The sequence below is a fragment of the Bordetella genomosp. 2 genome (assembly GCF_002261345.1).
Classification (GTDB): domain Bacteria; phylum Pseudomonadota; class Gammaproteobacteria; order Burkholderiales; family Burkholderiaceae_B; genus Bordetella_A.
In genome coordinates this window covers 142,620-156,779 of sequence record NZ_NEVT01000007.1, presented here as the reverse complement: position 1 = coordinate 156,779, position 14,160 = coordinate 142,620, and the positions used below count along the sequence as shown (strand labels likewise).

Here is a 14,160-nt window from a genome sequence, read left to right as displayed (position 1 = left end):
ATGGACGGGTGGTCAGTCGCGCGGCGTGCCGCCGGCGTCCCAGGAACGGGTGCGCGCGTCGTCGGCCTCGCGCTGTTCGACCCAGAAGCTGCGGCCGCCGGCGAGGGTTTCGCGTTTCCAGAAGGGCGCGCGGGTCTTGAGGGCGTCGATCATGTATTCGCAGCCGCGGAAGGCGTCGCCGCGGTGCGCGCTGGCGGCCGCCACGAAGACGATCTGCGCGCCGCGCGGCAGGGCGCCCACGCGATGGGCGATGACGGTGCCGGCCAAGTTCCAGCGCTGGCGCGCCGTGTCGGCGATTTCGTGCAGCTCGCGCTCGCACATGCCCGGATAGTGTTCGAGAAACAGCGTGTCGGTGGCCTGGTCCGGGGCGAAGTCGCGCACGTAGCCGGTGAAGGACACGATGGCGCCCGCCTCGGCGCCGGCCTGTTCGCGCAGGGCGGCCAGCAGGGCCGCGCCGTCGAAATCGGCTTCCTGGACGGTGATCATGGCTCAGCCTCCGGTGACCGGCTCGAAGATGGCCACTTCGTCGCCCGGCCGGATCGGCGCCGACGGCTTGGCATGGGTCTGGTTGATGGCCAGCTTCAGGCGCGCGGCGGGCTCGAGCTGCGGGTAGCGCGCCTGCAGCGCGGCGAGCAGTTCGGCGCCGGTGGCCTGTTCGGGCAGCGGCCAGGCTTCGGCGCGCTTGCCGACCAGCTCGGCGACGCGCGCGAAATACAGCAGGTTAATCGTTGCGCCACTCACCGCTTTTACCTCCTGCCTTGTATTCAAGGCGTACCTGTTCGATCACGATGCCCTTGTCGGCGGCCTTGCACATGTCGTAGATGGTCAGGGCCGCCACGCTGCAGGCTGTCATGGCTTCCATTTCGACGCCGGTCTTGTAGTGCGTGCGGCAGGTCGCGCGCACCTCGACGGTGTGGGCGGCGTCGTGCAGGTTGAATTCCACGCCCACGAAGGCCAGCGGCAGGCTGTGGCACAGCGGGATGAGCTCGGCGCAGCGCTTGGCCGCCAGCACGGCCGCCACGCGCGCGGTGTTGAGCACTTCGCCCTTGCCCTGGCCGGGCTGCGTGAGCAGGGCATAGGCCTGGGCGTTCATGCGCACGCTGCCGCGCGCGATGGCGACACGGTCGGTGTCGGTCTTGGCGCCGACATCGACCATGCGGATCTGGCCGGACTCGTCCAGGTGGCTGAGCGTGGGAGAAGGGGAAGACATGGGCAGAAAAAATGTTAACGATTGAAAATGCGGGACGGTTTCGGGCGGGGACCGTCGCGCCCACGCCCTATGATAGACGAGCTCTGCCGGGGGCGCGATAATCCCCGTGCCCGTACCAGGAGATCACGCATGCCCCTCAGGATGCCCAGGTTGAGGTTTACCCGGCGAATCGGAAAAATCCTACTGGCTACACTGGCCGTCATCCTGATCCTCTGCGGCATCGCCGCCTGGCAAGTTCCCAAGGTGCTGCGCAGCGCGCTCACCGAAGACGTGGCCGGCCTGCTGGGCCGCCAGGTGCAGGTGGGCGACATCAGCTTCAATCCCTTCACGCTCACCGTGCGCGCCCATGATCTCTCCGTGGCGCAGCCCGGCGGGGCCGCGCCGCTGCTGGACATCGGCCAGGTCGATGTCAGCGCTTCCTGGATGTCGCTGTTCTGGTTCGCGCCGGTGGTCGACTCGCTGCGCGTGCAGCGCCCGCGCATCGCGCTGGTGCGCGAAGACGTGACCCGCTTCAATTTCTCCGACATCCAGCAGAAGCTGGCGGACATGGCGGCGGCCCGCCCGGGGCCGCCGCCGGACGCCGAAGACGAAGGCTTGCCTCGCTTCTCGCTCAACAACCTGGTGCTCGAGGAAGGCTCCATCAGCCTGGACGACCGGGTCACCGGCCGCAAGCAGCAGGTCGACGAGATCGCGCTGGGCGTGCCCTTCATCTCGACCTTCGGCTATGCCACCGACATCGACGTGCAGCCGCGCGTGCACCTGCGTATCAACGGCAGCCCGTTCGACCTCACCGGCGTGGCGCGGCCGTTCGACGTGGTGCCGGCCTCGACGCTGAACGTGGCGTTCCAGGGCCTGGAACTGGAAAAATGGGCCGACGCCTGGCCCGCGCCGCTGCCGGTCAAGGTCGAGCGGGCGCTGCTCGATTCCGACCTGCAGGTCGTGTTCGAGCAGCCGCGCGATGCCGCGCCGCGCATCAAGGTGGTGGGCGACCTCGGCCTGCGCCAGCTGGACGTGCGCGAAACCTCCGGCGAGCCCCTGCTCGCCTGGAGCACGCTGGACGTGCGCCGCATCGCCTTCGACCTGGTCGAGCGCCGCCTGGCGGTGGGACAGGTCGAGCTCTGGTCGCCGCAGGCGCACACGCGGCGCGACGCCAGCCAGCGGGTGAACTGGCTGGAGATCATCAACAAGCTGCAGGCCCTGGGCGGCGGCCAGCCGGCCTCCAAGCCCGCGCCGGCGCCCAAGCCCACGCCGGTGGCCGCGCCGGCGCCCGCCGCCGAACCCGATCCCGTCGCGCCGGAGGCGCACACCGATGCGGCCAAGCCGGCTGCCCCGGCCGCGCCCCAGCCGGCCGACGCCGGCCAGCCCGCCCCCGCCCCGGACGGCTGGCGCATTTCCGTCGACGCCATCAACATCAACGATTTCGGCCTGCGCCTGCGCGACGCCGCGACGCAACTCGACTACGCCCTGGCGGGCATGGTGGTCACGGTCGAGAACGTGCAGTTCCCCCAGCCGCCGGACCGGCCGATCCATCTCTGGCTCACCATGGACAACCCCGCCGACGGCGGCTGGATCCGCGCCAAGGGGCCGCTGATGCTCAACCCGCTGGCGCTCGACCTGGACCTGCGGGCCGGCCACCTCGCGCTGGCGCCGTTCGCCCCGGCGGTGCGCAGCCAGGCGCCCATTCAACTGCTCGATGGCCTGCTGGGCCTGCAGGCGCGCGTCAACGTGGCCGAGAAAGACGGCGCGACGCAGGTATGGGCGACCGGCGTCAAGGCCGACCTGTCGAAACTGTCAGTGCGCGACGAATCGGTCAAGCCCGCCGTCGCGCTGGCCCTGGACCAGCTCACCCTGGCGGCCGACCGCCTCGCGCTCGACGCGACGCCGACGCCCTTCACGCTGGACGCCTCCGGCATCCAGGGCAATGGCCGGCTCGCCCTGAAGGGCACGCTCACCCCGCAGCCGCTGGCGCTGCAGACCCAGGTCGACCTGGCGGAACTGGACCTGGCCTCGCTGGCGCCGTATGTGGCCTCCAGCCTGAACGCCACGGTGCGCGCCGTCACGGTGGGCGCGCGCGGCCAGGCCGCGTTCGCCGCCGCCGCCGGCCGCGCGCCCATGAAGGCCAGCTGGCAGGGCGCCGTGGACGTCACCGGCCTCGACCTCGCCGACCGCGTCAACCGCGACGACTTCCTCAAATGGAAGCGCCTCGGCCTGGAAGGCATGCAGGTGTCGATGGACGGCGCGAAGTTCGCCGCCAACCTGGGCGACATCACGCTGGACGATTTCTACGGCCGCATCCTGCTCAGCGCCGAGGGCCGGCTGAACGTGATGGACCTGGTGGCCGAGCCGGGCCAGGCCGGCGGGTCCATCACCCAGGACACCCAGACGCGCGGCCGCGCGCCGCGCCAGCCGGACAAATCGGGCGAACTGCCCGACATCTCCATCGCCAGCGTCACGCTCAAGAGCGGCCGCATGACCTTCACCGACCGCTTCGTCAAGCCGAACTACACGGCCGAGCTCTCGCGCATCGAGGGCGGCCTGTCCGCGGTGTCGTCGCGTAGTCCCAAGCCGGCCAATGTCAAGGTCACCGGGCGGGTCTACGGCACCGCGCCGCTGTCCATCAGCGGCAGCGTGCAGCCGTTCGCCGAATACCTGTCGCTCGACCTGAAGGCGTCCGCCAAGGGCGTCGACCTGCCGCGCTTCACCACCTATTCGGCCAAGTACGTCGGCTATCCGATCAAGCGCGGCAAGCTGTCGCTGGACCTCGAATACAAGCTGAAAGACCGCGCCCTGCAGGCCAGCAACCACGTGGTGCTCAACCAGCTCACCTTCGGCGACAAGACCAACAGCCCCGACGCCACCGACCTGCCCGTCATGCTGGCGGTGGCGCTGCTCAAGGACAGCCGCGGCAATATCGATATCAACCTGCCGATCTCCGGTTCGCTGGACGACCCGCAATTCTCGGTGGGCGGCATCATCGTGCGGGTGCTGGTCAACCTGGTCGTGAAGGCGGTCACGTCGCCGTTCTCGCTGCTGGCGTCGGCCTTCGGCGGTGGCGAGGAGCTGTCCTATATCAACTTCGAGCCGGGCAGCGCGGTGCTTGCCGCCGAGGCCGACGAACGCATCGCCACCCTGGCCAAGGCCCTGAACGACCGCCCGGGCCTCAAGCTCGACATCATCGGCCGCGCCGATCCGGCCACCGACACGGAAGGCCTGCGGCAGGCCTGGGTCGATCTGCAGATCCGCAAGGCCAAGGCGGCCGACAGCGGCGGCCGCGGCAAGCAGCCCGACCCGGCCGGCGTCACGTTGACCGACGCCGAGCGGGCGGAATACCTCGAAGAGGTCTACGACGACACCGACATCGAGAACAAGCCGCGCAATTTCATCGGCTTCGCCAAATCGATCCCGCCCGAGCAAATGGAAGCGCTGCTGCGCGAGGCCGCGCCGGTGGGCGACGACGACCTGCGGCAGCTCGCCGAGGCACGCGCCCAGGCGGTGTACGAAAAGCTGCAGGAAAGCGGGCCGGCCGACCGGATCTTCATCGTGGCGCCGGAGCTAGACGGCGCGGCGGGCGAGGGCGATGCCGCGCCGTCGCGGGTGGACTTCGCGCTGCAATGACGCGCGCCAGGCCGGCGGCGCTTGCCGCGTCGCCGGCCTATTTCCTGGGCTCGGGCAGCCCGTCGGTGACTTCGGCGATGGCGCCCTTCATCTCGTCGTAGCCGATGTCGCGCTCATGCTGGAAACTGCCCAGCATGCCGGCGCAGCCGTCCACGCCGGACTCGCGCATGTCGGTCATCATTTTCTGGCCTTCGCCGCGCCCCTTCTGGAACAGCGGGTCGAATTGCGCCGCCGAATAGCCGAACTCGGCCGCGTAGCGCTGCAGGTTGGCGCGCGCCGTGGCCTGGTGCCGCGCCAGGTCGGGCGCCGCGGCGCCGCAGGCCTGCGCGGCGCCGTTGGTGGCGCCGGCCGTGGTCACGAGTTGATCGAATTCCGCCTGGTTCTGCGCCAGGGCGGGCAGGGCGGCCCAGCCCAGGGCCAGCCCGGCGGCGGTGGTCAGCAGGATGCGCATGGCTCCATTATGGCAAGGCCCTGCCGCGCCGGCACCCCCGCCGCGGTGTGGAGTCGTATCAGACTGTGCGTGTTTCTTTCCCGCCGGCGCCCAGCCGGGCGGCCGTCACCGCAACCGTCCGACTTGGCACTATGATGAGGGTTTGCCGGGCGATTCCCGCCCGTTTTCTGCTTGTACATGGAGAGGTACATGACCATCAAAGTGGGCGACCGCGTGCCCGACGGCACCCTGACAGAATTCTTCGACACCGAGGCCGACGGCTGCGCGCTCGGCCCCAATGCCTTCCAGGTCGCCGACCTGGTCAAGGGCAAGACCATCGCCCTGTTCGCCGTGCCGGGCGCCTTCACGCCCACCTGCTCGGCCAAGCACCTGCCCGGCTACGTCGAGCAGGCCCAGGCCCTGAAGGACAAGGGCGTGGACGAGATCTGGTGCGTGGCCGTCAACGACGCCTTCGTGATGGGCGCCTGGGGCCGCGAGCAGAAGGCCGCCGGCAAGGTGCGCATGCTGGCCGACGGCTCGGCGCACTGGACCCGCGCGCTGGGCCTCGAGCTCGACCTGGACGCGCGCGGCATGGGGGTGCGTTCGCAACGCTATTCGGCCCTGCTCGAAGACGGCGTGGTCAAGAAACTGAACATCGAGGCGCATGGCAAGTTCGAAGTCAGCGACGCCGCCACCATGCTGTCGCAGATCTAGTCTATTGTTGTTGCCGTACGCCGCGGGTGCGCGCAGCGCCCGCGGCGCCGCCCACGCGAGCGGCGTTCCCCGCACCCATGCTATCCACCATTTCCTCGTTTTCGTCGCTGTACCTGGCGACGTTGCTGATGCTGATAGGCACCGGCCTGTTCAATACCTACATGGGGCTGCGGCTGACCGCCGAATCGGTCAGCGAAATCTGGATCGGCGCGCTGATCGCCGGCTACTACCTGGGCCTGGTGTGCGGCGCGCGCCTGGGCCACAAGCTGATCATCCGCGTCGGCCACATCCGCGCCTTCGTCGCGTGCGCCGCCATTTCCACCAGCATGATCCTGGCCCAGATGCTGGTCGACTACATGCCGGTCTGGCTGCTGTTCCGCCTGGTGTCGGGCATCGTCATGGTGACCGAACTCATGGTGATCGAGAGCTGGCTCAATGAGCAGACCGAGAACCACCAGCGCGGCCGCGTGTTTTCGGTCTACATGGTCGTGTCGGGCCTGGGCACGGTGCTGGGGCAACTGGTGCTGACCGCCTACGCCTCGCTCGACCAGGGGCCGCTGACCCTGGTGGCGGCCTGCCTGGTGCTGTGCCTGGTGCCGATCGCGGTGACGGCGCGCTCGCACCCGCCCACGCCGCTGCCGGCGCCGCTGGACCTGCATTTCTTCCGCCAGCGCGTGCCGCTGTCGCTGACGGTGCTGTTCGTGGCCGGCAACCTGTCGGGCGCGTTCTACGGCCTGGCGCCCGTCTACGCCGCCAAGTACGGCATGACGACTTCGCAATCGGCCATCTTCGTGGCCGCGGGCGTGACCGCCGGCCTGCTGTCGCAATGGCCGATGGGCTGGCTGTCCGACCGCATCAACCGCGCCGGCCTGATCCGTTTCAACGCCTTGCTGCTGGCCTTGCTGCCGGTGGCCATGTGGGGCTGGTTCACCTTGCCGTACTGGCTGCTGGTGCTGTTGTCATGCGTATTCGGCGTGCTCCAGTTCACGCTGTATCCGCTCGGCGCGGCATTCGCCAACGACCACGTCGAGCCCGAGCGCCGCGTCGGCCTGAGCGCCATCCTGCTGATGACCTACGGGGTGGGGGCGTGCCTGGGGCCCATGGTGGCCGGCCTGCTGATGTCGGCGGCGGGGCCGAGCATGTACTACGTATTCGTATCGGTGTGCGCGCTGGTCCTGGTATGGCAGGTGCGGCCGGCCCGCGTGACGGGCGCGCACCAGGTGGACGAGGCGCCGGTGCATTTCGTGCCGCTGCCCGACAACCTGCAGAGCTCGCCCGCCGCGGCGGCGCTCGACCCGCGGGTGGATCCGGAGATCGATGTCACCATGGAGATGGCTTCGCCCGAGCCGGGCGTGGTGCAGGGGCCGGAAGTGGCCGCCGATGCCGCCAGCACCGGGGCGGAGCCGGAGGCGGGCGAGGTGCGGACGGGTACCTGATCGGCGCGGGCTGCCTGGAGGGTGTCGTTCTCTGTTCTTTCTATTGGCGTTGGGCCGTGGCGCCGGGGGCGGCGGGGCTTCCGTGGCCGTCCGGGCGCCCTCAGCGCCCGGCACCGCTTCGTCAACCTCGTCGCTACGCTCCTTCGGTTTCCCTCGCTCGGCCCCGAGGCGCCCTGCCACCCCGGCGCCACGGCCCGACTCGCACCTGACCAACCTCGATACGCCGCCGGCACGATATGGGCTCGTAGGCTTCGTCGGCCGCGGCGAGGAGAAGAAAAGCATCTTGCAGGGCCGCGTGTTCCAGCCGCCCTGCGCGGCTGGAACACGCTTTCGGCCGGTGGCGGGCGAAAGGCTGGTGTCGAAGGACGGGGTCGTGATTCGTATGTTGCACGATGAGCGTTGGAAGCTTCCGGACGCCCGATAACGACAACGCGCGCCAACATCTGCACATCGCACCATTACCGGCCTGGCTGGTAGGGCTTGGCAACGTCCATGAAAACCCACCCACCCCGCATCCCGCCCGAATGCGTTTTCAAGCCGCGCAGGGCGGCTTGAAAACGCGGCCCTGCAAGATGTTTTTCTCCCCCCCCAGGCGCGGCCGACGAAGCGCAAGAACGGTATTGGTGGCAGCGGCGTGGCGGTTTGGCGTTGTTGCGAGTCGGGGCGGATGGGCGGGGCCGGCGGGGCGCCTCGGGGCCGAGCGAGCGGATGCCGTAGGGAGGCCCGGAGGGGCCGGACGAGGCGAGCGATGCGGTGCCGGGCGCGCTGGGCGCCCGGACGGCCACGGAAGCCCCGCCGGCCCCGCCCATCCGCCCCGACGCCAATAGAATCCGTCAACCCCACATGACCTTCATGGCATCATCATCAAGATGGCCGCCCCCGCCAACACCAGTCCCAGCAGGTTCAAGCCGCTGAGCCTCTCCCGGAACACCAGCGCCCCCACCACGGTGCCCACGGCGATCACCCCCATGTTCATGGTCGAGAACACCAGCGCGGGATTGTTGGGCAGCGCCTGGTGGGCGCGGATGTAGGTCACGATGTTGCCGAAGTTGGCCGCGCCCAGCGCCACGCCGGCCAGCAGGTGGCGCACCTGCCACTCGGTGCGTCGCAGCAGCAGGTAGCCGGTCATGAAGACGCCCGACAGCGCGAAGGCGATCAGCAGCGCGCCCGGGAACGCCGCGCCGGTCTTGGCGACCTGCTTGAACAGCACATCCACTACTCCGTACGCCAGCCAAACGCCCAGCGGCCACAGCCAGGCGCGGCCGTCGGCCGAGGTGGCGGCCGCCGGCGCGCGCCGCCGCAGCACGCAGAACAGCGCGGTGAAAGCCAGCGCCATGGCGCCGGCCTTGCGCAGCGTGAGCGGCTCGCCGAACAGGACGAAAGCCGCCAGCAGCGGCAGGAACAGCGACAGGCGCTGCGCCGCGTCGCTGCGCACGATGCCGGCATGGCGCACCGACTGCGCCATCGCCATGAAGCCGCTGGGCAGCAGCAGGCCCAGCGCCAACAGCAGGCCCCAAGCCTGTCCCGCCGACGCGAGCTGCTTGGTCGACGGGTTCAGCATCAGCCAGGTCAGTGCCGCCGTGACGGCGTAGTTGGCGGCGATGGCCTGCCGGACATCGATGTCGTGGCGTCGCGCCAGCTTCAGCAGCACCGCCACGGTCACGCTGAAAGCCACGCTGGCCAGCAGGTACAGCAATCCCGGCGTCACGAACATGCGGCGGCGCTCCCGGGCGATGGCGGCGGCAGGCCCTCGGCATGCATGCCCAGGCGCGCCAGCAGTTGCTGGTCGGCCGCCACCTGCGGGTTGGCCGTGGTCAGCAGCACGTCGCCGCAGAACAGCGAATTGGCTCCGGCCAGGAAGCACAGCGCCTGCAGGCTGTCGCTCATGGCTTCGCGGCCGGCCGACAGCCGCACCCGCGCGCGCGGCATGGCGATGCGGGCGACCGCGATGGTGCGCACGAACTCGAACGGGTCCAGCGGCTCCGTGCCGGCCAGCGGCGTGCCCTCGACCTGCACCAGGTTGTTGATCGGCACCGACTCGGGATAAGGGTCCAGGCTGGCCAGTTGCGCGATCAGGCCGGCGCGCTCGCGGCGCGACTCGCCCATGCCCACGATCCCGCCGCAGCACACGCTCAGGCCGGCGTCGCGCACGCGTTCCAGCGTGTCCAGGCGGTCCTGGTAAGTGCGGGTGGAAATGATCTGCCCATAGAACTCGGGCGAGGTATCCAGGTTGTGGTTGTAGTAGTCCAGGCCGGCCGCTTTCAGTTGCTCGGCCTGGCCTTCGCGCAGCATGCCCAGCGTGACGCAGGTTTCCAGGCCCAGCGCCTTGACCGCGCTGATCATCTCGGCCACCTGCTCCAGGTGGTGCGGCTTGGGGCTGCGCCAGGCCGCGCCCATGCAGAAGCGCTGCGCGCCGCCCGCCTGCGCGGCGCGGGCCGCCTGCAGCACCTCGTCCAGCGGCATCAGCTTGTCGGCCGCCAGGCCGGTGTCGTAGTGCGCCGACTGCGGGCAGTAGGCGCAGTCTTCCGGGCAGCCGCCGGTCTTGATGGACAGCAGGCTGGACAACTGGATCGCATTAGCGTCGAAATGCTGCCGGTGCGTCTGCTGGGCCCGGTACAGCAGGTCCATGAACGGCAGTTCGTACAGGGCCAGGATGTCGTCGGCGCGCCAGGCCTGCGGCGCGGGGGCGGCCGGCCTGGCGATGTCGGACACGGGAATGGTCGAGGTGTGCATGGCGTTCTCCGGTGGATCGTCATGGCGCCGCGGCGAAACCGGGGCAGGCCAATGGGGCGGATCGTAAGAACGCCGGCATCGTGCGCGCAATGGCGCGACAAGACGGCAAAATGGCCGCGCGTTGAGATGATTTGGACGCAAATGGCCGCGCATTGGCATGTCTCTGTCGGTAATGCGACGCCATCTCCGTCCAGCGCAATGCATGGATTTTTTGTATCGTTTTGTAAAACTGCGCCGGGCCGCCGGCCGCGGCGCGATGTTGCCCGCCGCCCCTGCTCAGAACGAAATCGTCGCCCCCAGGCGCAGCGTGCGCTGGGGCGACAAGGTGGCAAAGCCGTCGGAGAACGTGCCGTCCCAGTAGTCGCGGTCGAACAGGTTGTCGACGTTGGCGTAGAAGGTGACCGGCGTGCCGGACACGCGCGTGGCGTACTTGGCGCCCACGTCCACCCGCGTCCACGAAGGCATGCGCACCTCGTTGCGCGAATCCAGCCATTGCGGGCCGGTATAGGTCACGCGGCCGTTCACGCTCAGCCCCTGCACGGGCGTGGCCCATTCCACGCCCAGGTTCGCCAGCCAGTTCGGCGAACCGAACACTTCGTTGCCCTCGTTATTGCCTGCCGCCGAGCGCTGCTCGGAAGTCAGGTACGACACGCCGCCCAGCACCGTGAGCGTGCGCGTCAACTGTCCGCTGACCGTCCATTCGAGCCCGCGGTTGCGCTGCTTGCCGGTGGCCAGGCGGTTGCCGCCGGCTTCGGCGATGCTGCCGAGAAAACTCCTGTCGATCTGGAAGGCGCTGAACGTGTGGAGGAAATCGCCGCGCCGCAGTTTCACGCCGAATTCGAGCTGCTTCGACTTGGTCGGCTTGAAGGTCTCGCCCTCGTTCAGGTAGCCCAGGCCGACCGTCTGGCCGGGTTGCAGCCCTTCGATGTAGTTGGCATACAGCGACGTATCCTCGCCCCAGGGCTTGACCACGATGGCCGCTATGGGCGTGACCTTGGATTCGTCGTAATCGGTATTGCGCGACTGCCGGACCCGCTGATAGCGCCCGCCCAGTGTCAGCAGCACCTTGTCCTGCGCGAAGCCCAGTGTGTCGGCCAGCGCCACCGAGCTCATCAGATTGTCGTAGCCGGCGCCGCCCATGCGCACCGGGCTATCCGGGAACACCGGCTTGACCGGATCGTAGATGTTCTGCGGATAGCCGGTGTTGGCCCGGTTGTAGACATCCTGCTCATAGCTCGCCACGTTGCCCGCCAGCGTCACTGCATGCGAGATGGCGCCCGTCTGGAACCGGCCGCGCAGGCCGACTTCGCCGACCCGGCTCTGTTCGCTCGAATCGACGTTGTACACGTAGCCGATCGCCGAGCCGTCCTCGCCGGTTACCACCGTGCGCGTGCCGAACATGAGGCCGCGGCCGCGCGAGTTCGAGCCGCCGAATGCCGCGTAGGCAGTCAGGTTGTCGGTCAGGTCGAGCTCGCCGCGCAACGCGAAGCCATAGTCCCGCTGCACGCCGCTGGTGCCGCGGAACAGGTTGGACGAATTATTGGGCGGCGTCACCAGCCTGCCCAGCTGCGCCATTTCGTACATGGCGGGGCTGCCGTTCTCGATGTCCTCGCGGCTGCTGTAGGCGTCCAGCGACAGGCGCCAGCCGTCGCCCACGTAATCCAGGCCCAGCGCGCCCAGTTCGCGGCCCTTGCGCTGGTCCGACACGCCGGTCTCGCCATTGCCGTAGACGCCGTTGAAGCGTATGCCCAGCCGTTCCTCGTCGCCGAAGCGCCGGCCGATATCCACGTGCGCCTGGCCGTAGCCCTTGCTGATGTACGAAGTGGTCAGCTCGGTGATCGGCCGGGAGCCGGCCCGCTTGGGCACCAGGTTGATCATGCCGCCCAGGCTGGAGGCCGGCCCCATGCCCGTCAGCATGGTGCTCGGGCCGCGCAGCACCTCGACGCGCTCGACGAACTCGATCGGCACGTGGGCGAACGGCATGACGCCGAACAGCCCGTTGAACGCCATGTCGGAGCCGTCTACCCGCAAGCCGCGGATGGTGAAGTGCTCGTACATGTGGCCGGCATTGGTGGTGGTGCGCACCGACGGATCGTTGAGCAGCACTTCGCCGACCGTGCGGGCCTGCTGGTCCTGGATCAGCTCCGAGGTGTACGAGGTGGTGTTGAACGGGGTGTCCATCACGTCCTGGTTGCCCAGAATGCCCAGCCGCGAGCCGGTCGCCACCTGGCCGCCGGGCGCGGCCGGCGGCAGCGCCTCGGGGTCGGCCAGGCCTTGCACCGTGATCGGCGCCAGGGTGGTGGCGGCTTGCGCCATCGTCTGGGCGGGGACGGCGAGGGTGGTGAGCAGGCAGGCGCAGGCCGAGGGCGCCATGCGGCGCGCGATCGCGATGGTTTTCATGTCGGAGGGACGGAGCAAGGATGGCAACGGGCGGCCGCGGCGGGAAAGAGGCGCGGCCCTTGCCGATAGCGCCGGCGCGCGCGGTATGCCAGGTAGCACAGCAGGCCGGCCGCGATGGCGAAGAAACTGTCGATGTAGAAATAAGCGGGCAGGTACGCCGTGGCCGATGCGGCCGCCAGCGCGGACAGGGCGCTGGACAGCGGCACCAGCGCGCAGAGCGCGGCGGCGGCCAGCAGCAGGCCCGCCGCGGCGCGCGCGGCGCCCAGTCCGAACGCCGCGCCGAGATAAGCGCAGAACACGGCGTAGTAGGCATAGGCCGCGGTCCCCGCTTGCGCCGCCGGCGCATCGGCCAGCCAGCGCGCCGCCAGGATGCCGGCCGGCACCCCCGCCACGCAGCCCAGGCAGGCACCGACGGTCAGCGCGGCCAGCCAGCGCACATGGCGCGGCTGCGCCGCCGCCGGCAGGCCGGGACGCTCCTTCTTCAGGCGGGCCTCGATCCACAGCAGATTGCCGGAATAGAACAGCAGGGCGCCCAGCACGCCCAGCACTACATACAGGATGCGGACCGGCAGCCCGCCGTAATTGCCGAAGTGCAGCCCGAAGAAACTGCTCAGCGTGGCCGCCATGGCGGTCTGGTGCCCCGGCAGGTAAGTCGTGCCGGTCACCTGCCCGGAAAAGACGTCGACAATGGCATAGCCGACATGGCCGTCGCGCAGGAAATGCCGGTCGTCGGCGCCGGCCACCCACACTTCGGGCTTCTTCTGGCCGTCGCGGCCGATCGAATAGTTCAGCGCCTTCGGTTCGAAGGCGGGGGCGGCTTGCCGCAGCCGGGCGAGCAGTTCCGAAGGCGGCAGTTCGCGCATGGCCTGGCCCGCCTGTGGCGGCCCGGCGTCCGTCAGGGCGGCGGCGTAGGGATCCTTGCCGGGCGGATAGATCACCTTGGCCTGGGCCTCGAAGATCCATTCATGCAGCCCGAACACCGCCGCCGTCAGCGCCATGACGATATGGAACGGCAGGCTGCTGATGCCCAGCACGTTGTGCGCATCCAGCCACATGCGCCTGACGTTGTGGCTGATGCGCAGCAGGAACAGGTCCTTCACCAGCGAGGGCAGCAGGGCCACCACCCCGGATACCAGCGCTACTGCGTACACCAGGCTGACGATGCCGATGATGAGCTCGGAACTGTCCTGGTCCATCGGCAGCCCGCCGGTGCGGTGCACGTCGTCGACGAAGTCCCCGGCGGTGCGGCCGCTGCGCAGGTCGGCGCCGGCGGCGGCGCCGCCGACATGGCGCAGTTGCCCGGCGGGGTCGAGATAGGCCGTCCAGTGGCCGCCCTCGCGCGAATAGTAGATGCGGGCCGTCGGGTCCTCGCGGCCGGGCAGCGCCAGGTAGGCGCGGCCCGGCGCGCGCGGCTCTTCAGCGAAGAAGGCGGCCGCCAGCGCGTCGATGTTGGCGCCGCCGGCCGGCAATTTGCTGGCCGCCTGCGTCCATTGCGTGATCTCCGGCTTGAACATCGCCAGCGCGCCGGCGTAGAACGCGATGAACAGCACCACGCTGGACACGATGCCGGTCCAGGTGTGCACGATCTTGTATTTGCGGACAATGCCGCTGTCGATGGCCAT

Annotated in this window: 11 protein-coding genes; 3 read left to right on the top strand and 8 right to left on the bottom strand. The window is 69.4% G+C overall.

Annotated elements, in window-relative coordinates; translation table 11 throughout:
- Positions 1-12 precede the first annotated feature (12 nt).
- From CAL24_RS17475 to moaC, 3 genes are read right to left on the bottom strand one after another with little or no spacing between them, the layout of a single operon-like run.
- Positions 13-486 (bottom strand): molybdenum cofactor biosynthesis protein MoaE, encoded by a 474-nt coding sequence (locus CAL24_RS17475; RefSeq protein WP_028353048.1) that lies wholly within the window; start codon positions 484-486, stop codon positions 13-15.
- A 3-nt stretch (positions 487-489) separates the two neighbouring features.
- Entirely contained in the window at positions 490-741 is a 252-nt protein-coding gene (gene moaD / locus CAL24_RS17470; protein ID WP_028353049.1) for a molybdopterin converting factor subunit 1, read from the bottom strand.
- Positions 722-1,210, bottom strand: coding sequence for a cyclic pyranopterin monophosphate synthase MoaC (gene moaC, locus CAL24_RS17465; RefSeq protein ID WP_028353050.1), 489 nt, complete (start codon positions 1,208-1,210; stop codon positions 722-724). Before moaC ends, moaD begins: the two co-directional genes overlap by 20 nt.
- 129 nt (positions 1,211-1,339) lie before the next feature.
- Here moaC and CAL24_RS17460 point away from each other — a divergent pair, with 129 nt between their 5' ends.
- Positions 1,340-4,825: a DUF748 domain-containing protein gene (locus CAL24_RS17460; protein WP_094807390.1), complete on the top strand. Its 3,486-nt coding sequence runs from the start codon at positions 1,340-1,342 to the stop codon at positions 4,823-4,825.
- A gap of 37 nt (positions 4,826-4,862) precedes the next feature.
- Here the strand turns inward: CAL24_RS17460 and CAL24_RS17455 are convergent, their stop codons facing one another.
- Positions 4,863-5,276 carry a hypothetical protein gene (locus CAL24_RS17455; RefSeq protein WP_028353052.1) on the bottom strand — a complete coding sequence of 138 codons (414 nt, stop codon included), beginning with the start codon at positions 5,274-5,276 and terminating at the stop codon, positions 4,863-4,865.
- Between the two features lie 189 nt (positions 5,277-5,465).
- Between CAL24_RS17455 and CAL24_RS17450 the strand changes: the two genes are divergently transcribed.
- Both CAL24_RS17450 and CAL24_RS17445 read left to right on the top strand, forming a co-directional pair.
- On the top strand, positions 5,466-5,969 hold the full coding sequence (locus CAL24_RS17450; protein ID WP_028353053.1) for a peroxiredoxin: 504 nt from the start codon (positions 5,466-5,468) through the stop codon (positions 5,967-5,969).
- 77 nt (positions 5,970-6,046) lie between these two features.
- Entirely contained in the window at positions 6,047-7,405 is a 1,359-nt protein-coding gene (locus CAL24_RS17445) for an MFS transporter (RefSeq protein ID WP_028353054.1), read from the top strand.
- Between the two features lie 850 nt (positions 7,406-8,255).
- Here the strand turns inward: CAL24_RS17445 and CAL24_RS17440 are convergent.
- From CAL24_RS17440 to CAL24_RS17425, 4 genes are all read right to left on the bottom strand, one after another.
- Positions 8,256-9,113, bottom strand: coding sequence for a DMT family transporter (locus CAL24_RS17440; protein WP_170947124.1), 858 nt, complete (start codon positions 9,111-9,113; stop codon positions 8,256-8,258).
- A complete protein-coding gene (gene bioB / locus CAL24_RS17435; protein WP_094807388.1) occupies positions 9,110-10,138 on the bottom strand; it encodes a biotin synthase BioB in 1,029 nt (342 codons plus the stop codon). Before bioB ends, CAL24_RS17440 begins: the two co-directional genes overlap by 4 nt.
- A 276-nt stretch (positions 10,139-10,414) precedes the next feature.
- Positions 10,415-12,538: a TonB-dependent receptor gene (locus tag CAL24_RS17430; protein ID WP_094807387.1), complete on the bottom strand. Its 2,124-nt coding sequence runs from the start codon at positions 12,536-12,538 to the stop codon at positions 10,415-10,417.
- The gene (locus tag CAL24_RS17425) at positions 12,535-14,160 is read right to left on the bottom strand and encodes a PepSY-associated TM helix domain-containing protein (RefSeq protein ID WP_094807386.1); all 1,626 of its coding nucleotides are present in this window, start codon (positions 14,158-14,160) and stop codon (positions 12,535-12,537) included. Before CAL24_RS17425 ends, CAL24_RS17430 begins: the two co-directional genes overlap by 4 nt.